Annotated in this window: 22 protein-coding genes and 2 pseudogenes; 10 read left to right on the top strand and 14 right to left on the bottom strand. The window is 62.3% G+C overall.

Features of this window, described 5'->3' with window-relative positions; all coding sequences use genetic code 11:
• Positions 1-6 precede the first annotated feature (6 nt).
• From IDM28_RS09080 to IDM28_RS09045, 8 genes and pseudogenes are all read right to left on the bottom strand, one after another.
• Positions 7-1,827 (bottom strand): annotated as a pseudogene (locus tag IDM28_RS09080) (glycosyl hydrolase family 28 protein).
• Positions 1,828-1,973: 146 nt separating this feature from the next.
• The gene (locus IDM28_RS09075) at positions 1,974-2,750 is read right to left on the bottom strand and encodes an ABC transporter ATP-binding protein (RefSeq protein WP_188035752.1); all 777 of its coding nucleotides are present in this window, start codon (positions 2,748-2,750) and stop codon (positions 1,974-1,976) included.
• An 11-nt stretch (positions 2,751-2,761) separates the two neighbouring features.
• Entirely contained in the window at positions 2,762-3,601 is an 840-nt protein-coding gene (locus IDM28_RS09070; protein ID WP_101318628.1) for an ABC transporter ATP-binding protein, read from the bottom strand.
• 11 nt (positions 3,602-3,612) lie between these two features.
• Complete coding sequence (locus tag IDM28_RS09065) at positions 3,613-4,530, bottom strand: ABC transporter permease (protein WP_181108432.1); 918 nt, start codon at positions 4,528-4,530, stop codon at positions 3,613-3,615.
• A 61-nt stretch (positions 4,531-4,591) separates the two neighbouring features.
• The gene (locus IDM28_RS09060) at positions 4,592-6,202 is read right to left on the bottom strand and encodes an ABC transporter substrate-binding protein (RefSeq protein ID WP_150569527.1); all 1,611 of its coding nucleotides are present in this window, start codon (positions 6,200-6,202) and stop codon (positions 4,592-4,594) included.
• A 46-nt stretch (positions 6,203-6,248) separates the two neighbouring features.
• Positions 6,249-7,286, bottom strand: a complete 1,038-nt coding sequence (locus IDM28_RS09055; protein ID WP_101318624.1) for an ABC transporter permease — start codon at positions 7,284-7,286, stop codon at positions 6,249-6,251.
• A 64-nt stretch (positions 7,287-7,350) separates the two neighbouring features.
• The gene (locus IDM28_RS09050; RefSeq protein ID WP_150569528.1) at positions 7,351-8,961 is read right to left on the bottom strand and encodes an ABC transporter substrate-binding protein; all 1,611 of its coding nucleotides are present in this window, start codon (positions 8,959-8,961) and stop codon (positions 7,351-7,353) included.
• Positions 8,962-9,030: 69 nt separating this feature from the next.
• Positions 9,031-10,185, bottom strand: coding sequence for a mandelate racemase family protein (locus IDM28_RS09045; protein WP_101318620.1), 1,155 nt, complete (start codon positions 10,183-10,185; stop codon positions 9,031-9,033).
• Between the two features lie 352 nt (positions 10,186-10,537).
• On the opposite strand from IDM28_RS09045, the gene IDM28_RS09040 reads away from it, so the two are divergent.
• Both IDM28_RS09040 and IDM28_RS09035 read left to right on the top strand, forming a co-directional pair.
• Entirely contained in the window at positions 10,538-11,263 is a 726-nt protein-coding gene (locus IDM28_RS09040) for an oligogalacturonate-specific porin KdgM family protein (protein WP_101318618.1), read from the top strand.
• An 83-nt stretch (positions 11,264-11,346) separates the two neighbouring features.
• Positions 11,347-12,171 carry an NAD-dependent epimerase/dehydratase family protein gene (locus IDM28_RS09035; protein ID WP_150572971.1) on the top strand — a complete coding sequence of 275 codons (825 nt, stop codon included), beginning with the start codon at positions 11,347-11,349 and terminating at the stop codon, positions 12,169-12,171.
• 21 nt (positions 12,172-12,192) lie between these two features.
• Here the strand turns inward: IDM28_RS09035 and IDM28_RS09030 are convergent, their stop codons facing one another.
• Entirely contained in the window at positions 12,193-12,672 is a 480-nt protein-coding gene (locus IDM28_RS09030; protein ID WP_371918899.1) for an isochorismatase family protein, read from the bottom strand.
• Between the two features lie 150 nt (positions 12,673-12,822).
• Here IDM28_RS09030 and IDM28_RS09025 point away from each other — a divergent pair, with 150 nt between their 5' ends.
• A complete protein-coding gene (locus IDM28_RS09025; protein ID WP_188035751.1) occupies positions 12,823-14,130 on the top strand; it encodes an MFS transporter in 1,308 nt (435 codons plus the stop codon).
• Between the two features lie 22 nt (positions 14,131-14,152).
• Here the strand turns inward: IDM28_RS09025 and IDM28_RS23820 are convergent.
• Positions 14,153-14,378, bottom strand: a pseudogene (locus IDM28_RS23820) (hypothetical protein).
• On the bottom strand, positions 14,375-14,689 hold the full coding sequence (locus IDM28_RS09020) for a DUF2834 domain-containing protein (protein WP_101318610.1): 315 nt from the start codon (positions 14,687-14,689) through the stop codon (positions 14,375-14,377). Before IDM28_RS09020 ends, IDM28_RS23820 begins: the two are co-directional and overlap by 4 nt.
• Positions 14,690-14,798: 109 nt before the next feature.
• On the opposite strand from IDM28_RS09020, the gene IDM28_RS09015 reads away from it, so the two are divergent.
• On the top strand, positions 14,799-15,611 hold the full coding sequence (locus IDM28_RS09015; protein WP_188035750.1) for a helix-turn-helix domain-containing protein: 813 nt from the start codon (positions 14,799-14,801) through the stop codon (positions 15,609-15,611).
• Here the strand turns inward: IDM28_RS09015 and IDM28_RS09010 are convergent.
• The gene (locus tag IDM28_RS09010; RefSeq protein ID WP_181108379.1) at positions 15,608-16,549 is read right to left on the bottom strand and encodes a LysR family transcriptional regulator; all 942 of its coding nucleotides are present in this window, start codon (positions 16,547-16,549) and stop codon (positions 15,608-15,610) included. The two genes, IDM28_RS09015 and IDM28_RS09010, sit on opposite strands and share 4 nt — an antisense overlap.
• Positions 16,550-16,705: 156 nt before the next feature.
• Between IDM28_RS09010 and IDM28_RS09005 the strand changes: the two genes are divergently transcribed.
• The 3 genes from IDM28_RS09005 to IDM28_RS08995 are packed head-to-tail and all read left to right on the top strand — an operon-like array spanning position 16,706 to position 20,848.
• A complete protein-coding gene (locus tag IDM28_RS09005; RefSeq protein WP_150569533.1) occupies positions 16,706-17,848 on the top strand; it encodes an iron-containing alcohol dehydrogenase in 1,143 nt (380 codons plus the stop codon).
• 46 nt (positions 17,849-17,894) lie between these two features.
• Positions 17,895-19,238 carry an MFS transporter gene (locus IDM28_RS09000; RefSeq protein ID WP_101318603.1) on the top strand — a complete coding sequence of 448 codons (1,344 nt, stop codon included), beginning with the start codon at positions 17,895-17,897 and terminating at the stop codon, positions 19,236-19,238.
• Positions 19,239-19,258: 20 nt separating this feature from the next.
• On the top strand, positions 19,259-20,848 hold the full coding sequence (locus tag IDM28_RS08995; RefSeq protein WP_188035749.1) for an aldehyde dehydrogenase (NADP(+)): 1,590 nt from the start codon (positions 19,259-19,261) through the stop codon (positions 20,846-20,848).
• A 55-nt stretch (positions 20,849-20,903) separates the two neighbouring features.
• On the opposite strand, the gene IDM28_RS08990 is transcribed toward IDM28_RS08995, so the two are convergent.
• Positions 20,904-21,386, bottom strand: coding sequence for an Lrp/AsnC family transcriptional regulator (locus tag IDM28_RS08990; RefSeq protein ID WP_101318597.1), 483 nt, complete (start codon positions 21,384-21,386; stop codon positions 20,904-20,906).
• A gap of 161 nt (positions 21,387-21,547) precedes the next feature.
• Here IDM28_RS08990 and IDM28_RS08985 point away from each other — a divergent pair, with 161 nt between their 5' ends.
• The 3 genes from IDM28_RS08985 to IDM28_RS08975 all read left to right on the top strand — a co-directional run bounded on the left by IDM28_RS08985 (position 21,548) and on the right by IDM28_RS08975 (position 23,822).
• The gene (locus IDM28_RS08985; RefSeq protein ID WP_188035748.1) at positions 21,548-22,588 is read left to right on the top strand and encodes a zinc-dependent alcohol dehydrogenase family protein; all 1,041 of its coding nucleotides are present in this window, start codon (positions 21,548-21,550) and stop codon (positions 22,586-22,588) included.
• Positions 22,589-22,974: 386 nt separating this feature from the next.
• The gene (locus IDM28_RS08980) at positions 22,975-23,373 is read left to right on the top strand and encodes a GFA family protein (RefSeq protein WP_188035747.1); all 399 of its coding nucleotides are present in this window, start codon (positions 22,975-22,977) and stop codon (positions 23,371-23,373) included.
• Positions 23,370-23,822, top strand: coding sequence for a GNAT family N-acetyltransferase (locus IDM28_RS08975; protein WP_188035746.1), 453 nt, complete (start codon positions 23,370-23,372; stop codon positions 23,820-23,822). The genes IDM28_RS08980 and IDM28_RS08975 overlap by 4 nt, the downstream gene beginning before the upstream one ends.
• A 40-nt stretch (positions 23,823-23,862) precedes the next feature.
• Here IDM28_RS08975 and IDM28_RS08970 read toward each other — a convergent pair whose 3' ends face one another.
• Positions 23,863-24,375: an AAA family ATPase gene (locus IDM28_RS08970; RefSeq protein ID WP_101318579.1), complete on the bottom strand. Its 513-nt coding sequence runs from the start codon at positions 24,373-24,375 to the stop codon at positions 23,863-23,865.
• Between the last annotated feature and the right edge of the window lie 9 nt (positions 24,376-24,384).

Raw genomic sequence — 24,384 nt, 5'->3', positions numbered from 1 at the left:
ATCGGCTCAGGGCTGCGCCGGCGCGGGCTCGACATCCTGAAACGCCAGCCCGTCGCTGTCTTTGACCTGCCACGGGTTGGTGCCGCCGGTTTCACTAAAGCGGATGGTGTCAAAACGTGAGTCCTTCAAACCATCGATTCTGGCCAGCGCGGGACCACTGAAGCGGACCCGTTCGAAGCTCAAGCCCTGGTGATAGGCACCATGCTGGCTGTCGCCCTTGACCTCGATTGCCGCCAGTTGCGCGTTTTCGACACTGACATCACTGACCCGCACATCCCGGAACTGCCCGGCGATGGTCGAGCGCTGGTAGTCGAGCTTGGCGTTTGGGTCGTGGTAATCAAGGGTGAAGATGAACGCCTGCTTGACCGTGTTGCGTATCGCCGAATCGCGGAAGGTGACATTGCGCGCGCCGCCACCCATGAAGTTGGTGCTCTTCATGCGCAGCCCGGCGTCGGTGCCATCGGAGACATTGTCCTCGGCGAGGATGTTCTCGATCCAGGCGCCGGTGTGACTGCCGGCGACGACCATGCCATGGCCCTGGCGGAAGAAGTTGTTGAAGATCCAGGCATCCTGCTGGGCCTTCTGCTTGACTGCTTCGGCACCCGTGCCGGCCGCGAAGTTGACGCAGTCATCGCCGGTATCGAAGAAGTTGTTGAACACCATCGCCCCACGGCTGTTGGCGAACTCGATGCCGTCGCCGTTGTTGGCGTCGTAGGTCTTGTGCGTAGTGTTGGCCAGCACCACGTTCTCGGTTTCCAGGTTCATGATGCCGTGGTAAGCCGGGTTGAGCACGGTGAAGCCGCCATAGAAGACGTTTTTCACATCACGCAGGGTGATCAGCGACGAGCGCATCTGGCCGTAGGCGTCCTTGACGTTCATGCCTTCGGCCACGGCGCGCTCGACCTGAGCCTTGGCCAGCAGCCCGTCGAGCATGTAGCGGGTATTGTCACTGGCCAGGTACACCGGTAACGGCTGGCCGCGCTCATCGATGGCGTCGGCCTTGCGCTTCCAGCCGTTGCCGTCGATGGTGCCCTTACCGACGATACGGATGTTTTCAAAGGCCTGGTGCTGGCGCGGATCACGTGGCAAGGCATTGATCAACGAGGCCGGGCGCACCGTGGTCGAATACGGGTACTGGATGTAACCCTCACGCGGGTAGTCTTCGGCGCGCTCGGAGCCGAGCAAGGTCGCGCCTTCGGCGATCTCCAGGGTCATGTTGCTCTTCAGGTACAGGGCGCCGCTCTTGTAGGTGCCCTTGGGCAGCAGCACCTTGCAGCCGACCGTGCAAGCATCGATGGCGCGCTGGATAGCGGCGGTATCAAGGTTGCTGCCATCGCCTTTGGCACCGTGTTTCTTCACATCGAACAACGCCGGCACGGCGGTGGTACGTTGCACAACCACCGGGCTGTCGCCTGACTCCTTGCCGTCGCGCCCCACTGATCGCACGCTGAAGCGGTATTCGGTATCGGGTTTGAGACCGTTGGCGGTAAAGCTGTGGATGGCGATGCGGTGGTGGAAGTTGCGCGTGTCCTGCTGGTAGAAGCGGTCGATGTAGGGTTTGGCGGGCGACACCTAGTCGTTGTTGGCGTTGCTGCTGCCGAGCAACTGACCATTGGCGTAGACGTGGTAATCGCTGATGTCGGCATGACCGGCGGGCTTTTCCCAGACCAGAATGATCTGCTGGTCGTCGTAGGCCAGAGTCGGCACCTGGACCTTGCTCGGCGCTTCCAGCGCCCATAGCGGCAGGCTGCAGCCCAGGCTCAGTGCGGCGAGGACCGCTTGCGCCAAGGGCTGTTTGCGGACAACGGCAATGCGTACGTACGGCATGTTTTTATCTTCCTTGTTTTTTCGTATTCAAGATTTTTGGGGCTGCTTCGCAGCCCTTCGCGGGTGAACCCGCTCCTACAGGGTTCACCGCAGTCCTTGTGGGAGCGGGTTCACCCGCGAAGGGCCGCAAGGCGGCCCCAGAGATTTCAGGCAACTGCAGGGCGAGCTGACTCAGCACTGAAATCGCGGCTGGCCTGGACCAGCATGCGGGTGTACTCATGGCTGGCGAGGTCCTGGCTCAGGGCCTGGCTGTCGAGGCGCTCGACGATGCGCCCTTGTTGCATCACCGCGACCTTGTCGCACAGGTGGCTGACTACACCGAGGTCGTGGGTGACCATCAGGTAGGTGAGTTTCTCGCGCTGGCGCAGGTCGGCCAGCAAGTTGAGAATCTCGGCCTGTACCGAGACGTCCAGCGCCGAGGTCGGCTCATCCAGCAACAGTACCCGCGGCTGCAGAATCAGCGCGCGGGCAATCGCCACGCGCTGGCGCTGGCCACCCGATAACTGATGCGGATAGCGATAGCGAAAGCTGTCGTTGAGGCCGACCTTGAGCAGGATGTCGTTGATGCGATCATCACGCTCGCCGATGCCATGAATGGTCAGCGGTTCGCGCAGCGCGGTATCGATGGTGTGGCGCGGGTGCAGCGAACCGTACGGGTCCTGGAACACCATCTGGACCTTGCGAAAGTGTTCCTTGGGGATCTTCTGCTGCAAGGGCGCACCGGCAATGCTCAGCGCCCCGCTCCAGTGCCGGTACTGCCCGGCCAGGCAGCGCAGCACGGTGGTCTTGCCGGAGCCGGACTCGCCGACCAGGCCGAACGACTGGCCGTCCTCGACGGTCAGGTTGACGTCATGCAGCACCTGGTTGACGGCAGCGCCGACGCCAAAGCTGAGGTTCAATGCGTGTGCTTGGATCATGGACATGGGCAGTTACCTCAGCAGGTGAGCCAGAGCGGGTCGCGTTGCAGGACCGGCAAGCGCGGGCGACGGTTGTCCATGCTCGGCAAGGCTGCCAGCAGGCCACGGGTATAAGGGTGTTCGGCGTACTGCAGGTCACACGCGGCAAGTGACTCGACCACCCGCCCGGCGTACATCACCAGCACCCGATCGCAGTAGTTGCGCACCAGGTTGAGGTCGTGGCTGACGAAAATCAGGCCCATCTGCTGCTCGACCACCAGCTCTTCAAGCACGCTGAGCACCTGCTGGCGTACCGAGACGTCCAGCGCCGAGGTCGGCTCGTCGGCGATGATCACTTCCGGGTTGGTGATCACCATCATGGCGATCATGATGCGCTGGCCCATGCCGCCGCTGACTTCGTGCGGGTAAAGGTTGTAGACGCGCTTGGGGTCACGGATATGGACTTTTTCGAGCATCAGCATGACCCGCTCACGGGCCTCGCTGCGGCTGGCCTTGTGGTGCGCCAGGTAGGCTTCGGCGATCTGCTCGCCGACCTTGACCACCGGATTGAGCGAGTATTTGGGGTCTTGCATGATCATCGAAATGCGCTGACCACGGATCTTCTGCATGGCCTTTTCACTGGCGCTGAGCAGGTCGACATCGCCGAACTGCAGGGCCTTGGCGGTGATCTGGGTGCTGCCTGGGTGCAGCTTGAGCAGGCTGCGGCCAACCGTGGACTTGCCCGAGCCGGACTCACCAACAATCGCCAGCTTCTCGCGGCCCAGGGTGAACGACACATCGCGCACCGCGTGCATTTCTTTCTTGCCATTGACGAAGCGCACATTGAGCGAATCGACATTGAGTTTGAGCGTCGACATAAAGCCTCCAGTTACTCGCTACGCGGGTCGAGAATGTCCCGCAGGCCATCGCCCAACAGGTTGAACGCCAGGCTCACCAGCATGATCGCGGCGCCCGGTACGGCTACCAGCCACCAGCACTCGAGCATGTAGCGGCGCCCGGTCGAAATCATCGCGCCCCACTCCGGCAGCGGCGCCTGCGCGCCGAGGCCGAGAAAGCCCAGCGCTGCGGCGGTGAGGATGATCCCGGCCATGTTCATGGTCAGGCGGATGATCACCGACGACATGCACATCGGCACGATGTGCCGGAGGATGATCCGCGTCGATGACGCGCCCTGTAGCTCGACGGCAACAACAAAGTCAGCCTTGCGCAGCGACAGGGTTTCAGCCCGCGCCAGACGCGCGATTGGCGGCCACGACGTCAGGGCGATAGCCACCACTGCATGCTCCAGGCCAGGGCCGAGGGCCGCAATGAACGCCAGCGCCAGAACCAGGCTGGGGAATGAGATGAAGATGTCGGTGATGCGCATGAACACCGTATCGACGATGCCGCCGAAGTAGCCGGAGACGGTGCCGATGAACAACCCGATCGGGCCGACGATGATGGTCACCAGGGCAATGATGTAGAGGGTGATCCGGGCGCCATAGACCAGCCGGCTGAAGATGTCGCGGCCGTACTCGTCAGTGCCGAACCAGTGCGCCGCACCCGGTGCCTGCAAGGCATTGGCAAGGTTTTGCACGACCGGGTCGTGGGTGGCGATCCACGGTGCGAACGCAGCCACTACGACCAGCAGCAGCGCGACCAGCAGGCCAGCCAGGGTCATCGGGTTGCGCAGCAGGTGGCGCAGCACGCGCAGGCTGCTTTTGTAGAGGGCGTCGAGGCTGGACGCCGGGGTGTTGTCGGCCTGCCGTTTGGCAGCGGTTTCAGTGGTAGAGATGTTGGCTATCATCGGCATGCTCTCTCGGTGCAATCATGGCCCGGCAGGACACCCGCAGGCGTCCCGGCGGGGTTCAGCGTTGCTTGTAGACGCCCAGGTAACGGGTCGCCTCGGCGTCGTCGCCGGTGAAGCCCTTGACGTCGGCCGCACTGACCGCGGTGTCGGTCATCTGCGAGATCATCATGATCGGCCCGACCTGCTTGTCGTACAGGGTCTGCGCCTGGTGGTAGAGCTTGAGGCGCTGGTCGGCGTCGCGCTCGACCCCGGCTCGATCGATCAGCTCGTTGAGCTGCTGGTTGAAGAACGATGCGCGCCAGCCCTGGAAGTTAGGCAGGCCGGCGGCGTCACTGTTGTCGGGGTTGTAGACGAAGGTGCGCAGGCTGAAGTACGGGTGCGGGTAACGCTCGGCACCGCGTGCGACGATCATCTCGAAGTTGCGCGCGCGCATGGCGCCGTACACCTGGTTGCCGGTGCCGGTGACGATGGTGGCCTTGATCCCGCCCTCGGCCAGGGTCGCCTGCATACGTGCGGCAATGTCGATGAACGGCGGCTCGGACAAGGTCCGAATGGTCGTATTGAAGCCGTTCGGGTAGCCCGCTTCGGCGAGCAGCGCCTTGGCCTTGGCGACGTCCATGGTGTAGCCAGGATCAGGCAGGCGGGCAGCCAGGCCCAGCTGCATCGGTTGCTGGTTGAGAGTGCCGTAGTGCGGCATGACCTGCTGGTCGATGCCCTGATAGTCGATCAGGTTGCGCACCGCTTCGCGCACTTGCTGTTTGGCGAACTCTGGCTGTTTCATGCTCATCGCCACGTAGTACATGGTGCCGCGCTGCAGCGCCTGGACCTGCAACGCGTCCGAGCGCTCGATTGCCTTGATATCCGGCGCAGCCATGCCGTAGGCCAGGTCGAGGTCGCCGCGCTCGAGCATCAGGCGCAGCGACTGCGATTCGGTCATGTGCCGCACCAGCACGCGCTTCATCTTCGCCGGCCCGGCCCAGTAACCGTCGAAGCGGGTCATCACCAGGCTGTCATTGGCGCTCCATTTGCTCAATGTGAACGGGCCGCTGCCGGCTTCGTTGGTGACCAGCCAGGCAGCACCGAGGTCGCCGTTTTTCTCGTGTTGCAGGGCCTGCTTGCGGTCTACGACGACCGCGCTGGGCGAAATCGCCAGCGAGTCGATCACCAGCAAAGGATCGGTCGGCTGCGGCAGATCGATCACCAGCGTGTGCGCGTCGGTGGCACGGATAGACGCCTGAATGTTGTCGAGGTTGTAGCCGTAGGCCTTCCAGGTGGTGGCCAGGCCGAAGTTGAGCTTCATCACCCGATACAGCGACCAGGCCACGTCTTCAGCGGTCAGCGGGTTACCGGAGTGGAACTTGACGTCGCTGCGCAGCTTGAAGGTGATCTGCTTGCCGTCTTCACTCACCGTCCAGCTTTCAGCCAGTTGCGGCACGTGCCGCTCGGGGTTGCCGTTGTCGCGCTTGACCAAGGTGTCGTAGAGGTTGGCGTTGATCCCGGAAGCGTCCAGGCCAGGCGCGTTGGCCGGGTCGATGGAGAACAGGTTGACCATGCTCATGCCGACGATCAACTGGTCGGCGGGGGTTTTCGCCTGGGCTGCCAGCATCGGGCTCAGCGCCAGGATCGCGCCGAACAGGCTGTTGCGCAGGGTCGGAAATACAATATTCATGGGGCATCCTTTTTTATAGTTATGGGTTCGCGCTTGCCGCGCAGGCTTAGCGGGTCCTTGGATCGAACACCTTGTACAGCGCGTCGCTGATCAGGTTGAGGGCAACGAAGATCAAGCCAATCACCAGCACACAGCCCATCACCGCGTTCATGTCGCCAAGCATCAGGCTGCTGGTCAGGTACTGGCCGAAGCCCGGCCAGGCAAACACCGTCTCGATCAGCACCGCGCCTTCGAGCAATGAGCCGTAGGCCAGTGCGACCACGGTCAGCAACTGCACGAGAATGTTGCGAAAGGCATGGCCCCAGACCACCTGACGGCGCGACAGGCCCTTGACCCGGGCGGTGATGATGTACTCCTGAGACAGCTGCTCGAGCATGAAGCTGCGAGTCATGCGGCTGATGTAGGCCACCGAGTTGAGGCCCAGGATCAGCGCCGGCAGGACGATATGCCGCAGCGCGCTGGTGAAGGCTTCCCAGTCGCGGGCCAGGGCGGTGTCGATCAGCAGCAGGCCGGTGACGTCCGGCACCATGCCGTCGTAGGCAAGATCGATCCGCCCTGCTCCGCCAGCCCAGCCGAGCCAGGCGTAGAACACCAGCAGGCCCATCATGCCGACCCAGAAGATCGGCGTGGAGTAACCGAACAGAGTGATTACCCGCGCCAGGTGATCGCCCATACGCCCCTGATTGCTGGCAGCGACAACGCCCAGTGGCAGGCCGATGAGGATACCGAACAGGATCGCCAGGGTGGCCAGTTCGATGGTCGCCGGGAACACCCGTTTGATGTCTTCCAGCACCGGGTGACCGGTCAGCAGGGCGTTGCCGAAATCACCGTGCAGGAGGTCGTTGAGGTACATGCCGAACTGGGTCCAGATCGGCTGATCCAGACCCATCGCCCGATAGACCTGGTCATAGGTGGAGCTGTCGGCGTCTGGACCGACCACGGCCAGCACCGGGTCCAGCGGCATTACCCGACCAATGAAGAAGGTCAGCGCCAGCAAACCGAGCAGGGTCACCAGCACCGTACTCGCCCGGCGGGCAGTACCGGACGCGCGCGCGCCCAGCACAGAGGCAGTCGAAACAAACATAACAGGCTCCTGAAAAAGCGTTTACCAATCACCGGCCGGCCTGGGCAGTGCGCCCCGGCTCGACTCAACGCGACTTGTAGACGTCCTTGTAACGGGTGGTGGCCGCGGTATGGCCCTGGTAATCCTGAACATCGTGGTAAAGCACCACGGTGTCGGTCATTTGCGACACGGGCAGGATCGCTCCCACCTGCTCGTCCAGGGTGGCCTGGATCTGCTGGTACTGGGCCTGTTGCCGGGCTTTGTCGGGTTCGACTTCGGCTTGCTCGATCAGGCTGTTCAACTCAGGGCTGTAGAACGACGTACGCCAGCCCTGGAAATTGCTCAGTTTGGCTTCGTCGCGGTTGTCCGGGTTGTACACCAGGGTGCGCAGGCTTGAATGCGGATGGCGCTCGGCCCCGCCGCCGCCACGCCCGACCAGGATGTCGAAGCTGCGCTCGCGCATGGCGCCGTAGATCTGGTTACCGGTGCCGGTGACGATGGTTGCCTGGATGCCAGCCTGGGCCAGGGTCGCTTGCAGGCTGGAGGCAATGTTGATGAACGGCGGCTCGGTGAGGACGCGAATGGTGGTCTTGAAGCCGTTCGGGTAACCGGCGTCTGCCAACAGCTGTTTCGCCTCGGCGACGTTCAAGGTGTAGCCCGGATCATCCAGCCGCGCCGGCAAGCCGAGCGGCAGCGGGCGCTGGTTGAGCTGGCCGTAGTGCGGCATGACCGTCTGGTTGATGCCCTGATAGTCGATCAGCGAGCGCACTGCCTTGCGTACACGGGCATCGTCATAGGGTTTGTTCTTGACGCTCAGTGCCACGTAGTAAAGGGTGCCGCGCTGGACGGTCTGGGTGCGAACCTTGTCGGACTTTTCCAGTGCTTCGATATCCGGTGCTGACATGCCCTTGGCCAGGTCCAGATCACCGCGCTCGACCATCAGGCGCAGCGACTGCGATTCGGTCATGTTGCGCATGACGATGCGCTTGAGCTTGGCCGGGCCACCCCAGTAACCGTCGAAGCGGGTCATCAGGATCACATCGTTGGCGCGCCAGTCATTGAGAATGAACGGGCCGCTGCCGGCCGCATGAGTGGTCAGCCAGGCGCCGCCCATGTCATTGCCTTTCTGGTGCTGCTGGACCACTTTGCGGTCGAGGATGAAGGCGCTGGGTGAAGTGGCCAGGGTGTTGAGCACCAGCATCGGGTCGGTCGGGCGTGGCAGTTCGAGGACGAAGGTATGCTCGTCGCTGGCGCGCAGGTACTGCTCGGCGTTGCCGGCATTGAAACCATAGGCTTTCCAGGTCGACGCCAGGGCCAGGTTGAGCTTGAGCACGCGCTGCAGCGACCAGGCTACGTCTTCGGCGCTGAGGGCGTTGCCGGACTGGAATTTGACGTCCTTGCGCAGGTTGAAGGTAAGGGTCTTGCGGTCTGCGCTGACCTGCCAGCTTTCGGCCAGGGCCGGCAGCAGCTGGTCGGGTTGTTTGACATCCTGCACCAGCAGCATGTCGTACAGGTTGGCATTGACCTCGGAAACATCCAGCCCGGTCGCCGCAGCGGGGTCGAGCGAAAGCAGGTTGATCATGCTCATGCCGACGATCAACTGATCGGCAGGGGTCTTGGCGAATGCTGCAGGGACTGAGGTGAGTGCCAGCGACGCGGCAAACACCCCTGCCCAGAATGTGGGAAGTACGTTCATGTGAGATAGCCTTTTTATAGTTATTGGACTCTCGGGCGGCACGCGATGGCGCGCGCCGCCATGCACGAATCAGAAGCTGTGCAGCGTATTGGTCTCGACGTAGTCGAAGTCGATCTCCTCACCCAGGCCCGGCAGGTCAGACAGGTGCACGAAGCCGTCCTGGTCCATCGGGTCGACCAGGCGCTTGAGGTAGGCCGGGACGTCGTCGTACTCGAGGAACGGGTGCAGCAGGCCGCGCTCGTACCAGCTGCAGTTCTTGATGGCGCCGACCACTGCAAGGTTGGCCGCGCCGTTGCCGTGGATCTCGCAGTCCATGCCAAACGCTTCGGCCATGTGCGCAACCTTCAGGCACGGGGCGATCCCGCCGACACCGGCAACCCCGGCGCGGAGAATGTCACAGACATCGTTCTTGACCCAGCTGGCGCGGCTCAGGTGCTTGCCGCCCAGGCTTTCCGGGCCAAGGATAGGGATGTCCAGCTGCCCCGCCAGCCAGGCATAGGACTCGGCCGAGTCTTCCATCATTGGCTCTTCGAACCAGGCGAAGTCGAGCTTCTCCAGCGCGCGGCCAACGGTCAGTGCTTCGGTCCGGCTGTACCAGTGGTAGCCATCGATCATCAACGCGATGTCCGGGCCAACCGCCTCACGCACCGCGGCGCAGGCCTTGATATCCATGCTCACGCTCGGCGCGAACGACACCGGCGGCATCCAGGTGTGCAGCTTGATTGCCTTGTAGCCACGCTTGACCAGGGTCTCGGCGAAGCGGCCGTACTCCTCCGGGGTCGACAGCCCACCTTCGAGCTCATCGCCACACATGGTTGAACCGTACGCCGGAACCTTGTCGCGAAAGCCACCGATCAGCTTGTGCACCGGCAGGTTCAGCTTGCGCCCGGCCCAGTCCCACAGCGCCTGTTCGACCAGCGCCAGCGCGCGGTCGGTCAACTGGCTGGCACTGCCGCGCTGCCAGTGTGCCAGGTCGTGCCAGATCTTTTCGCGGTCGAAGGCGTTGGCGCCGACCAGCACTTTGCGCACGAAGCCATCCAGCACATACGGGCGAATCAGCTCGGGTGCGCCCAGTGCAAAACCCTCGTTGCCGCATTCGGTCTTGATCCGCAGCAAGGCCATTTTGGCCTGGGTGACATCGCCCGGATGGGCATGGCCGGCGCTGTCTACGGCGCGTCGGGTGGGGTAGGAAAATACCTGGACGTTTACTGCAGTGATGATCATGGACGTCTGAGCCTTCTTATTGGAATTGTGGCGGAAAGGTCACGCTCTGGGGATGATCCTACGTCATCGTACAACAATTGAAAAGTACCCCTTTGAAACTTTATAAACCGCGCAAAACCTCCCTTCTCTATACGCCATCAGCGACCTGGCACCCCGCCACGAACCTCTACAAACCTTGATATAGATGGCCTAATCCATGTCATCAGACAACATTTCAATAAAAAATAGACAACCCCAACGTTGTACGATAACTTATTTGAAACATTTGCCACGGAGGGCATCCCCCACCCCGCACTCATCCTCACTGCCCGACCTCATAACGACCTCAACAAAAACAAAAAAAGAAGATCGCATGAACACCACACTCCGCACGCTTATCGCTGTCAGCACGCTTGGCCTGTCGCTCTACGCCCACGCAGATTCGGCCAGCATCAACTACCGGCACGGCTTTACCGAAGACGACAGCATTCACTCCGACCGGATCAAGCTGAACTACCGGATGGACAGTGGCCTGGGTTTTGGCGCCGAGATCAAATACAAGACTGCCGGCGACCGCGAAGACGTCGCCTACGACAACATGGTCAACAACGGCCATGAATTCACCGTCGACTACAACCACAAGCTCAGTGCCAAATCGACGCTGACCCCGGCCTTCCAGATGGACAGCTCGAAAGACGCCACCACCTACAAGTTCGGCCTCAAGTACAGCTACAAGATCAGCGACACCTGGTACGTCGCCAGCCGCGTACGCCACGACGCGCGCAGCCTCGACCGTGATCAGATCGATCACAGCAAAGAGCACCGCGCCAAGGACAACCAGAACACCACGCGCCTGGAAGGCTGGCTCGGCTACACCCCCAAAGGGCCGTGGGCGTTCGAGTATCAGTACATCCACTTCAGTACCGATTACATCCGCTACGACAACAAGAAGAGCGACTACGAGCAGAACCTGATCATCAAGTACAAGCTCAACAAACAGTGGGCGCCATTCATGGAGATCGGCGACATCAAGGTCAATTCCTACACCGATGACCGCCAGGCGCGCTGGCGCCTGGGCATCCAGTACAACTTCATGTAAGGCCTCGCTGGCGGGCGGCCACAAGGCCTGCCCGCTGCTACCGAGCACCGCCGAACCTGCACCTCCAACTACAGGCACCCGCCATGACTGCACCCTCCTCCACCTCGACCAAACCCTTCAACCGCCTGCTGCTGACCGGCGCTGCCGGCGGCCTCGGGCAGATCCTGCGCGATGCCTTGCAGGCGCACGCCAATGTCGTGCGAGTATCCGATATCAGTGAGATGGCGCCCGCTGCCGGCGACCATGAAGAAGTGGTCAGCTGCAATCTGGCCGACAAAGCCGGCGTGCATGCGCTGGCCGATCAGGTGGATGCCATCGTCCACCTGGGCGGTATATCCACAGAGCGCAGGTTCGAAGATATTCTCGACGCGAACATTCGCGGCACCTTTCATATCTATGAAGCGGCGCGCCTGCACGGTATCAAACGGGTGGTGTTCGCCAGCTCCAATCACGTCACCGGGTTTTACCCGCAGGATGTCCAGCTCGATGCTCATTCGCCGCGCCGACCGGACTGCTACTACGGGCTGTCGAAAGCCTACGGCGAAGACCTGGCGACGTTTTATTTCCACCGCTACGGCATTCAGACCGTGAGTTTGCGCATAGGCTCGTCATTCCCGGAACCGCGTAACCTGCGCATGCTCTCGACCTGGCTGAGCTACGCCGACCTGGCCCACCTGGTCGAACGCGCGCTGCTCGCAGAGGACGTCGGCCACACCGTGGTGTATGGCGTGTCTGCCAACCGTGACCTGTGGTGGAACAACCGCTACGCCGCGCACCTGGGCTTTGCGCCGCAGGACAGCTCCGAGCAGTTTAGGGGCAAGCTGGAGCAACTGCCCCAAGCCGCGGCGGACGAGCGCAGTGCCCTGCTGCAAGGCGGCGCCTTTACCAGCGCTGGCCCATTCGATTGAGGCCGGTCAGGTCGCAGCGGATCAGCCATGCAACCCGGCAAGTACCTCGGCCCGCGTGGTGACTTGGCGAAAGTGGTGCTGCCACAGCTCGATGCCGAGTTTGCCGGAACGGTCCAGCGACGAGCCGATGGTGAGGTCGGTGACCAGCGTCGGCGACAGACCGGCATCGAACAGGGCAAAGCCTGCGGCGAGCACGCAGGTTTCAGTTTGCAGACCACACACCAGCACACGCTCGACGTCCATCTGCTTGAGATAGTCGAGCATCGCTGCAGTGGGCCCGTAGCCGTGCTTGATAAACACCTGATCGACCTCCACCAGGCACTCATCCTGCGCCGCAGGGTGCCAGCCGAGCTGGCGCTCGAAGGGCGTCACCTGCTCGTCATGCAACTCGACCGAGGCAATGGTGGGGATGCGCGCAGAAAACGCCCGCACACCATCAACCAGCCATTCCGGCGGGCTGAACGTGGCCTGAACATCGACAACAAGCAAAACCTGACGCATAGGTTGTTCCGAATACCTGCAGAAGCCGGGCATTATATCGACGGATCGGCATGCCGGGTGTTTCCCGCCGGGATTGCCTCTGTTCTTTAGCTGCGGCGCACGACAAAGCGCTGCAGCATGCGCTGCTCGCCCGCGCGTCAGGAGACCCGAATGCACCACCCCACAACCGCCCACGGCGCAGTCGCGCAGGGCCCGCACGCGCTCTATCGCAGGGTTACCTGGCGGCTTATCCCGTTTCTGTGCCTGTGCTACCTGGCGGCCTACCTGGACCGCATCAACGTCGGCTTCGCCAAGTTGCAGATGCTGACTGACCTGCAGTTCAGCAGCGCCGCGTATGGCCTGGGCGCGGGCTTGTTCTTCGTCGGCTATATCCTCTTCGAGGTACCCAGCAACCTGATCCTGCAACGGGTCGGCGCCAAGCTGTGGATCGCCCGCATCATGATCACCTGGGGCCTGCTGTCGGCCTGCACGCTGCTGGTAACCACCACCACTCAGTTCTACCTGGTGAGGTTTCTGCTCGGCGTGGCCGAAGCGGGCTTTCTGCCGGGCGTGCTGTTCTACCTGACCCAGTGGTACCCAAGCTACCGGCGCGGGCGGATCATTGCCCTGTTCATGATTGGCCTGCCGCTGTCGAGCGTGATCGGCGGGCCGTTGTCTGGCTGGATCATGAGCAGCTTCGACCAGTTGCACGGCCTGCGCGGCTGGCAGTGGCTGTTCTTGCTGGAGGCGATCCCCAGTGTGCTGCTGGGCGTTGCGACCTTGTGGATTCTGCCCAACAGCTTCCAGCAGGCACGCTGGTTGTCTGATGACGACAAGGCGCAGCTGGCTGCCGACCTCGCGGCAGACGATGCCGAAGACACAGGCAGCAAGCAGCGCTTTCGCGATGGCTTCTTCAACCTCAAGGTGTGGATGCTCGGCGGCATCGACTTCTCGATTTTGCTCAGCGCCTATGCCATGGGGTTCTGGATGCCGACCTTCATCCGCGACGCGGGGGTCAGCGATACCTTCCACATTGGCCTGCTCACGGCCATTCCGAGCCTGGCAGCGCTGATCGGCATGCTGCTGATCGGCGCCAGTTCCGACCGCTATCGCGAACGCCGCTGGCACATCATCGTGCCCTTCATTGTCGGCGCGATTGCCATGGCCAGCAGCACCTTGTTCAGCCATGACCTGCTGATGACGGTACTGCTGTTTGCCATCGCTTCAGCAGCGATCATCGGTGCAGTGCCGGTGTTCTTCAGCCTGCCGGCGACGTTTCTCAAGGGCACTGCGGCGGCCACTGCCTTCGCCCTCGCCTGCTCGCTGGCGAACATTGCCGGGCTGGTCAGCAACTCGCTGATGGGAGTGATGACCGACCTGACCGGCAACGCCCATGCCGCGCTGTGGGCATTTGCCGTCTGCCTGTTGCTCAGTTGTCTGCTGGTGATCGCTCTGCCGGCCAGGCTGGTCAACCGTTGATAGCCGCCGTAGCGGCGCTGCGTCATCCCATCGCTAGTTGGGTGGCAATGACCGCGCAAAAGCCCAGCAGGCATATCAGCGCAACCGCATAGCAGATCGTTCGCCACGGCTGCACACCGGCCAGATAGGTCAGTGTTGTGGAACGCCAACAGGCTTAAGCGCAGGTGGCCCTGATAGCAAGAGATCGCAAGCATCTTGAGAAACAGCAGCACAACACACAGCGCATACACCTGCAGGGCGTCATTCATGCTGGACGCTCACTGCTAACGCCTCGGATGGCCAAATACAGCAGCGGCCCCAGCGAGACGAACACCGCGGTCAGCAGCAAGTAAGGCAGCAGAGAAATCCATGTTCCACGACGGCGACAGTTATCGCTGACCATCCAGCAGCAGCCCAGCCCTGCCATCAGATACAGGTCGATGACGACCTGAGCTGTATCAGGGCGCGCCATCAGTTCCAGGCCAAACGCGACGAGCGACTGCTCGGCATTCAGCAGAGTCCAGCCGGTATACGCCGCAAACGGCACCAGCAAGGTCAGGGCAAGCAAACGCAGGGTCATCAGCCACTCCTTGGGTAGGGTTCGCCGGCAGAGTAGTGATAGTGTTGCGCCCTCTCAATGACCTGACAGGTCATGGACACAGGGCACCAAGGACGGTCAGAGTCGACGTATGAACCAGCCAATTTTCCATCGCCAGCAACCAGCCCCGAGCGCCTCGGCCGGTCAGCAGGTCCGCCAGTTGCGTCAGCAGGCGCGCCTCAGCCAGCTCGAACTGGCGCTGCTGGCCGGGGTTTCGCAGCGTCACTTAAGCTGCGTCGAAACTGGCCGTGCCAAAGCCAGCCCGAGCACTCTGCATGCCCTGCTCTCGGCGCTGGCCGCACCGCTGGAGCAGTGCAACCAGGTGTTCGTCGCCGCCGGCTACGCCCCGCGCTACGCCACATCGCCGCTGGATGCGCCGGAGCTGAAGATGGTCCACGAAGCTATCGAACATATTCTGCACGCGAACAACCCGGCGCCGGCCATCGTCATCGCCAGCAACTGGGATGTCACCGCGGCCAATGCCAGTGCCGGCTTGCTGTTTGCCATGGCTGGTATCGCGCCCGAGGCGACTGCACGGCTGAATTTGCTCGACACACTGCTGCGCCCCGGCGGGTTGGGTGATCGGCTGGCCAATGCCGACGAGATTCGCGCGGTCGCCTGGCAGCGTGCGTCGCGGGAGGCCGTGGCTAGTCCCGAGCTCGCGCAGTTACTACGCGAGCTGCCGGCTCCCGCTGCTCAACTGCACGCGCCCGCAGCCATGCCGGTGTTGCTGACGCGGGTGAATACAGCGGAGGGTGAGCTGAGGTTTCTGTCAACCTTCACCACCTTTGGCATGCCGCTGGACATCACCGTGGAGTCGATGCGGATCGAGCATCTGATTCCGGCAGATGCGCCGACCCGGCAGCGGATGATGGCGGCGTATGAGCACTGGCTCGCTGGTTAACCTGTCGAGCCGCCAGCAGCAGCGCTGAGCAGCAAGCCGCGAAGCTGCTGCATGGCCGGCGTTTCCTGACTGGCCTGGCGTGTAACCAACTCATACGGGTCACTCACCGATTGGATCGCCAGCGGCAGAATGCAGATGCGGTGATGCTGCAGACACTGCTGGGCCACATCGATAGACACCAGCGCGACGAATTCAGGCTGGTTCTGCAACAGCGACAAGGTCGCCAGAATCGACGTGGTTTCCACCAGGTGCAGCGGGAAGCGCAGGCCGGCATCGTGGAATTCACGTTCCAGTTGCACGCGCATGGGCATGTTCGCCCGGTAGACAATCCAGCGGTTCTCGGCCAGCTGCTCCAGGCTCAAGGTCGCGGCGTCCTTGAGCGGATGATCGACGCTGGCGATCACTGCAAGTGTCTCGTGCTGGACGAACTCACTGGCGAACAAATGCGGTGAGCTGCTGACAGAGGTTCGGCACACAGCCATGTCCAGGCGGCCACTCTCAATCTGGCTGAGGAGAAACTGGCTGGTGCCCTCGACGATCTCGAAGGACATTTCCGGCTGGATCGCCGTGAGTTCTGATACCGCCTTCATCAGCAGCGGCACGGCGCCCATGATCGCACCCACCGCAAGCCTGCCGCCGACTCCACGCAAAATCGCATCGAGGTCATGCCGCAGGTTGGACAGGTCGGCCTGGATCACCCGAGCGGATCTGATCGCACAGTGGCCGGCAGCGGTCGGCTCCAGGCCACGGTTGGTACGTCTGAACAGCAGCGTACCAAAGGTCGTCTCGATCTCCTGCAACGCTTTGCTCGCACCGGGTTGAGTAAGCCCGACGCTGTCGGCCGCGCCGAGCAGCGAGCGGTGCGCATCCAGCTCGATCAACAGGCGCAAATGCCTGGCGTGCAGCCGGGACATGATCGAGTTCAGCGATGGCGTCATTGGCTATGAGTCCTGGTTATAGCTGTATGGATTGTTCTCAGTACCACAGCCGTCAGGGGATTTCTATACTGGCCCCGCACGATGACGCACCCGGTGCGCCAGCAAGGCCCTGAGATTGGCCAAAAACAAGGAAGCCAAAAGGCTCCAGGAGAGCGCATGTCCCTGATCAACTACATCACTCAAATCCAGTTCGAGGTCGGCGCGATTGCGCTGCTGCCCGCCGAATGCCAGCGCATTGGTATAACCCGACCTTTGATCGTGACCGACCGCGGCGTACGCGCCGCCGGGCTGGTCGACCGCGCGCTTGACGCCTTCGAAGGCGCTGACATGGCCCTGCCGATCTACGACGCCACGCCACCCAACCCAAACGAGAGCGCAGTCCGCGAAGCGGTCGCCATGTTCCGCGAATGTAATTGCGACGGCATCATCGCCATTGGTGGCGGCTCGGCCATCGACCTGGCCAAAGGCGTGGCCGTCTGCGCCCGCCATGAGGGCCCACTGAAGCGCTTTGCCGTGATCGAAGGCGGCCTTGCCCACATCACCGCCGCCACTGCGCCAGTGATTGCGGTACCGACCACTGCGGGCACGGGCAGCGAAGTCGGTCGCGGCGCCATCCTGATCCTCGATGACGGTCGCAAAGTCGGCGTGATCTCACCGCATGTAGTCCCTAAGTCGGCCATCTGCGACCCTGCGCTGACCGTAGGTTTGCCCGCCGCAATGACCGCTGCCACCGGCATGGACGCTATTGCGCACTGCCTTGAGACGTTCATGGCGCCTGCGTTCAACCCGCCGGCCGACGGCATTGCCCTGGACGGGCTATGGCGCGCCTGGCGCTTCATCACCGCTGCCACCGCCGACCCGCACAACCTCGAAGCGCGGACCAACATGATGAGCGCGTCACTGCAGGGCGCCCTGGCATTCCAGAAAGGCCTGGGCTGTGTGCATAGCCTGAGCCACGCGCTGGGCGGCATCAATCCGCGCCTGCACCACGGCACGCTCAACGCGATCTTCTTGCCGGCGGTGATTGCCTTCAATCGTCAGGCGGCGACGATGACCGCTGAACAGAAGACGCTGCGCATTGCCCAGGCCATGGGCCTGGCTGACGACAGCCAGATCGAAACGGCCCTGCGTGACATGACCCGTGCCCTGGGCTTGCCGACAGGCCTGCGTGAACTGGGCGTCAGCGAAGCGATGTTCCCAGGCATCATCCAGGGTGCCCTGGCCGACCATAGCCACCGCACCAATCCCCGTGAAGCCAGTGCCGAGGACTACCGCTGGATGCTCGAGGCGTCCATGTAAGCCCAAGCCAACAGCTAATCCCCAATAACAATAAAAGTGAACAGCCATGACCAGTAAATATGCGCAAGCCGAGCTTGACCGCACTGCGGATACGGTAGCCAGCCGAAACCCGTTCAAGAAATACCAGTTCATCACTGTCAGCCTGCTGCTGGTGATCGGCATCATCAACTATGTCGACCGCAGCGCTCTGTCGATTGCCAACACCTCGATCCAGCGCGACATGGCCATCACGCCTTCGCAGATGGGCATTCTGCTGTCGGCGTTTTCCCTGGCTTATGCCTTCTCGCAACTGCCGCTGGGGGTGATCATCGATCGCCTGGGCAGCAAACTCTCGCTCGGCGCCGCCTTGTTGGGCTGGTCAGTGGCGCAGACTGCCTCGGGCCTGATCAACAGCTTCTCGGCATTCATCGGCCTGCGCATCGCGCTGGGCATCGGCGAAGCGCCGATGTTCCCCTCGGCGGCCAAGGCCCTGGCGGAATGGTTCGAGGCAGAAAAACGCGGGACGCCCACCGGCATCGTGCTGTCCTCGACCTGCATCGGCCCGTGCATCGCCCCGCCGCTGCTGACCCTGCTGATGATCAACTGGGGCTGGCGCGGGATGTTCATCGCTACCGGCGTGTTCGGCATCGTCATCGCGCTGTGCTGGTTCGCCTTCTACAAGAGCAAGGAGCGTTACCTGGCTGAATTGCCTGCCGAAGAACGCGAGCGCCTACTGGCGTCGCAGACTCAGCAACAGGCCAACGTGGCACCAAAGCCAAGTTTGAAATCCCAGCTCAGCGCCTGGGCTGAACTGTTCCGCCACAAGAGCACCTGGGGCGCAGTGCTGGGCTTCATGGGCGTGATCTACATGCTTTGGCTGCACCTGACCTGGCTGCCCGGCTACTTCGAGCGTGAGCACGGTCTGGGCCTGTATCAGACCGCCTGGGTGGTGTCACTGGCTTACGTGTTCGGCGCCTTGGGCACCATCGTCGCCGGCCGGCTCTGCGACCGCCTGGTGAAAAAAGGCGGCACGGTGCTGGGCAGTCGCAAACGGGTGGTGATCAGCGCGTTGCTGGCAGCAGCGGCGTTCACCGTGCCCCTGGCCTTTGGCAGCGGCATTGTGCTCAGCCTGGCCCTGCTCTGCTGCGCCTTGTTCAGCATCAACATGGCCAGCTCCACCGCCTGGATGATCGCCAACACCATCGTCGACAGCCGCCAGGTCGCGTCATTCGGCTCCATTCAGAACTTCGGCGGCTACCTGGCAGGATCGGTGGCACCGATCGTCACCGGCTTCAGCATTCAGCAATCGGGCTCGTTCGCCTCGGCATTCCTCATCAGCGCCGTCGTCGCAGCGGTTGCCGCCATGGCTTACCTGTTGCTGTTGAAGCAGCCGATTTCTTCTGACAAGTAACTGGTTTACGGAGTAGAGCAATGCCACTTACCGGCGAACAAATAATCGGGCATCAACTGATTCGTGGCCAAGGCCGTGAACTGCTGGCGATCAACCCCGCGACTGAAGAGGCCATCCCCGCCCCTGTGTTCAACTGCGCCAGCGCCAACTTGGTCAAACAGGCGTGCGAGCTTGCCGACCAGGCGTTTGACAGCTTGCGTTCGACCAGCCCGGAACGGCGCGCGCAGTTTCTCGAAGCGATTGCCGACGGTATCGTCGGCCTGGGCGCAACGCTGCTCGAGCGCGCCCACAGCGAAACCGGGCTGCCTCTGGCCCGCCTGGAAGGTGAGCGCGGGCGTACCGTGGGCCAACTGCGGCTGTTTGCCTCGGTGCTGCGCCAAGGCCGCTGGCAGCAGGCAACCTTCGACTCTGCCCTGCCCGACCGAGCGCCACTGCCGCGCCCGGATCTGCGTATGTGCAAGGTGGCGCTGGGGCCTGTGGTGGTGTTCGGCGCCAGCAATTTCCCGCTGGCGTTCTCGGTCGCGGGCGGCGACACGGCCTCGGCACTGGCCGCAGGCTGCCCGGTGATCGTCAAGGCGCACCGAGCACACCTGGGCACCAGTGAGCTGGTCGGGCGCGTGATCCAACAGGCTGTACAGCAGCTGGAGCTGCCCGAAGGCACTTTCTCGCTGGTGGTGGGTGACGGCAATGACGTTGGCCAACAACTGGTCGCCCACCCGGCCGTCAAGGCCGTTGGCTTCACCGGCTCGCGCAGCGGTGGCCTGGCCTTGCTACGGGCAGCCGCAGCGCGTGCCGAGCCGATCCCGGTGTACGCCGAGATGAGCAGCGTCAACCCGGTGTTCCTGCTGCCAGGCGCACTGGCAGCGCGAGCCGAGACAATCGCCGCAGGCTTTGCCGACGCGCTGGCACTGGGCGCCGGCCAGTTCTGCACCAACCCAGGCATCCTGCTGGCCGTTGCAGGGCCTGAGCTGGAAACGTTCGTTGCCCGTGCCGGTGCCTGCCTGGCTGACAAGGCCAGCCAGACGATGCTCACACCGGGCATTCACCAGGCATACCTGACCGGCCTGCAACGGATCGCTGCGCAGCCCGACACAGCACTGGTCGCCGCTGGCCAGCCGCCTTCTGGTGCGACGCAAGCGCAGGGTCATCTGTACCGCACGACCTTCGCCAATGTCGCGGCCAACCCGCAGCTGCTGGAAGAAGTGTTCGGCCCTGCGGCAATCGTCATCAGCTGCCAGAGCGTGGACCAGATGCTGGCCTTCGCCAGGTCGCTTGAAGGTCAGCTGACGGCAACCCTGCAGTTGACGGAGCAGGACCTGGAGGTTGCGCGCTGCCTGGTTCAGACGCTGGAGAAGAAAGCCGGCCGGCTGCTGGTCAACGGCTTTCCTACCGGCGTTGAAGTCTGCGATGCGATGGTCCATGGCGGCCCCTTCCCGGCCACCTCCGACAGCCGCAGCACGTCGGTCGGCTCAACCGCCATCGAGCGCTTCCTGCGACCGGTGTGCTATCAGAACCTGCCGGATGCCTTGCTGCCTGACGCGCTCAAGCAAGACAACCCACTGCAGATCTGGCGCCAGCTTGACGGGGTAACCACAGCGCCGCTTGGCTGAATGAGCTTCGCCAGTAGCCAGCGCAAACGGTGCCCTGGCTACTGGCATCCGCCAGTCAAATACTCACCAGCTCGGTCACCGGCAGTCGATTGGAAGTCTTCAGCTCACGCAGGGAAATATTGGACCTGATACTGGAAACGCCCGGCAGGGTCCTCAGCACCTTTTCGACAAACCGGCTGTAGCTGTCGAGATCTCTGGCCACTACCTGCAACAAAAAGTCGGCCTCCCCCGTGGTGTTGTGACAGCTCAGCACCTGCGGCGCCGATTCGATGATCCGTTCGAATTTTGCAGTCGCTTCCTCACTGTGGTCCGTGCAGGAAATCTGCACGAAAGCCATCACCCCAAGGCCCAGCTTCTTTCTATTGAGCACTGCCTGGTAGCCTTCGATGACCCCACACTGCTCCAGGCGCTTTTGCTTTCGCCAACAGGAGGCTTCGCTCAAGGACAACTGCTCGGCAAGCTTGACGTTGGACAGCCTGCCGTCGCGTTGCAGTCTGTCTGATATCGCAACATCTACCTTATCCAGGCGTTCGGTCATGAAAGGACTCTTCAAAAGAAATGACTTTAAGCGAAGTTAATTTCAGCCAACCCTCAAAGTCAATTGCACTCTGAAAGGCAATTTCAGCTTGATTCCGGATAATTGACCGCACCCCAAGCGCTGAACCAGATTGTGCTGCCATGCACACGGAGGTCGTTGCCATGAAAGCTGTAGTGTACGAAGCCTTTAACCAGCCACCGCGCCTGATGAACGTCGCCGACCCAACCCCGGAGCGCCACGGCGTGGTCATCGAGGTCAAGGGCACCGGCGTATGCCGCAGCGACTGGCATGGCTGGAAAGGCCATGATCCCGACATTCAGTTGCCACACGTGCCAGGGCATGAACTAGCCGGAGTCATTGCCGAGGTCGGCAGCCACGTCAGCCGGTGGAAAGTCGGTGACCGCGTTACCGTACCGTTCGTGGGGGGTTGTGGGGCATGCCCGGAATGCAACAGCGGCAATCAGCAGGTCTGCCACAGCCAGTTCCAACCTGGCTTCACCCACTGGGGCTCGTTCGCCGAATACGTAGGCATCCACCACGCGGATCTGAACCTGGTCGCGCTACCCGAATCGATGGACTATGCCACTGCTGCGAGCCTGGGCTGTCGCTTCGTCACCTCATTTCGCGCGGTAGTCGATCAAGGCAAGGTCAGCGCGGGCCAATGGGTCGCCGTGCACGGCTGCGGTGGGGTTGGCCTGTCCGCGGTGATGATCGCTAACGCCCTGGGCGCGAATGTGGTGGCAGTCGATATCGCCGATGACAAACTGGCGCTGGCACGCACGCTGGGCGCCGTTGCCACGATTAACGCCACTCAGGTGGCGGACGTTGCCGAAGCGGTGATGGAGATTACCAAAGGCGGTGCGCATGTATCGCTGGACGCGCTGGGCCATCCGACTACCTGCTTCAACTCGATCAATAACCTGCGCCGTCGCGGCAGGCACGTACAGGTGGGCCTGATGCTCGCCGACCACGCCAGCCCGGCCGTGCCGATGGGCAAGGTGATTGCGCACGAACTGGAAATCTGCGGCAGCCATGGCATGCAGGCACACCGCTACGATGCCATGCTCGAGATGATTCACAGCGGCAAGCTGGCCCCGGATAAGCTGGTGGGCAAGACCATCAGCCTTGAGCAGTCGATTGATGCACTGGTGAACATGGACCGGTTCGAGACGGCAGGCGTGACGGTGGTCACGCAGTTTTGAGGTGGTGGTGAACCTTGCCTACTGAGGCCGCTGCGTAACTGCCTCAGCGGGCGACCAGCCCCCACCCAACGCTCGCTATGCCGCAATTTCATCAGAACCAGAGCACCGGGCTGGATCCGTTCGATGCAGTCTGGTTCAGGATTGGGGGGCAGCCACGCAGTGTGGAGATAACGACCTGACGATGTGAGCGTGGGAATTTGGGGCTGCTTTGCAGCCCTTTCGCGACACAAGGCCGCTCCTACAGGGGACCGCGTCAGCAGGTATTGCGCGGTCCCTGTAGGAGCGGCCTTGTGTCGCGATAGGGTCGCGCAGCGGCCCCATTACCCGCGACTAGACCCACCCAGCACAACTGGCTACGCTGCTGCTTCGCTCCCTTGGAGAAGCACATGACCGAAACCCATCGCGGCAGTTGCCTCTGCGGCGCCGTCAGCTACCAGCTACTTACGCCGCCAAAAGCCGTCAGCCACTGTCATTGCAGTCAATGCCGCAAAGGCCACGGCGCCGCATTCGCGTCATACGCCAGCGTGCCACGCGACGCGCTACGCATCCTCAGTGGCGAGTCGAGCATCAGGGCCTATGCATCATCAGCCACAGTAAAACGTGAGTTCTGCAGCGAGTGCGGATCAACGCTGTTCTGGTCGCGCTCAACGGGTGAGTTGGCTGACTGGGTTTCGATTGCACTGGGCACGCTCGACACACCGTTGCTGCCAGCCAAACAGAAACACGTTCATCTCGAGTCAGCAGCACCTTGGTACACCCCCAACCCAAGCCGGGGCATAGGATGACTTCTGTGATTCGACCGGCAACCGTGGCGGACGCAGCAGCAATCAGCGCGGTCGTGATTGGCGCATTGCGTGTGTCCAACGCCAGGGACTACTCAGCAGACATCATTGAACAGGTGCAACGCAGTTTTTCACCCGCAGCGGTCGAGCAACTGATTGCCTTGCGTGAGGTGTATGTCGCAACTCTGCAAGATCAGGTAGTAGCTACGGCGAGCCTGGATGGCGGTGTGGTGCGCAGTGTATTTGTGAGTCCTGATTATCAGCGCCGCGGGGTTGGGCAGCAATTGATGCGCAAACTTGAGGCAGTGGCGCAGGCCAGAGGCCTCGGCGTGGTGAGCGTACCCTCGTCGATTACTGCTCAGGCATTTTATCGGCGCTTGGGCTTCAGCGAGGTTCGCGACGAACTTCACGGTGCCGAGCGCACGATCATCATGCAAAAGACATTGCGATAGAGGCAGAAGCGGCCCAACTCCACGAGCGCACCGCGAATCCTTAGTCGAAACTCGCCAGAAACGCCTGAGTCTCTTGATCAGAACGCAAGCAAACCACCCGGCAACCCCGCGGTGCATCCGCCACCAACTGCTGCATCTTGCGCCGCGCCGACTGCCTGGTTTGCCACATGAAGCGGAAAAACTCAGGCAGATTGCCCAGCAACTCTGGGCAATCTGCCGGCAGGTCAGGCCGGGTTCGACCACGATTGAGCAACGTCCTTAGCAACACCCGCCAGAACCGCAGCGGAGTCGATCGGTCAATCCAGATCAACAGGTCGGCGCGCGCCAGCCGATTTTCCCAGGTCGCCGAATGCCCTCCTTCAAAGATCCACCGCTCACCCGCCTCGACCTCGCCGCACAGTCGGGTCTTCTCATCCCGGCTGCGCTCAACCCAGCCGGGCTGCCAGTGAATGGTGTCGATGTGCACGACCGGCAAACCAGTGCGTTCACCCAGCTGCCGCGCCAGGGTACTTTTGCCCGAACCCGGCTGGCCAACAATCATCACCCGTTGCATCGAAGCTCC

Source organism: Pseudomonas sp. EZ-C24 (assembly GCF_014525325.1).
Lineage (GTDB): Bacteria > Pseudomonadota > Gammaproteobacteria > Pseudomonadales > Pseudomonadaceae > Aquipseudomonas > Aquipseudomonas shirazensis.
The sequence above is the reverse complement of the archived record's forward strand: the minus strand, read 5'-3'. Positions and strand labels throughout refer to the sequence as shown.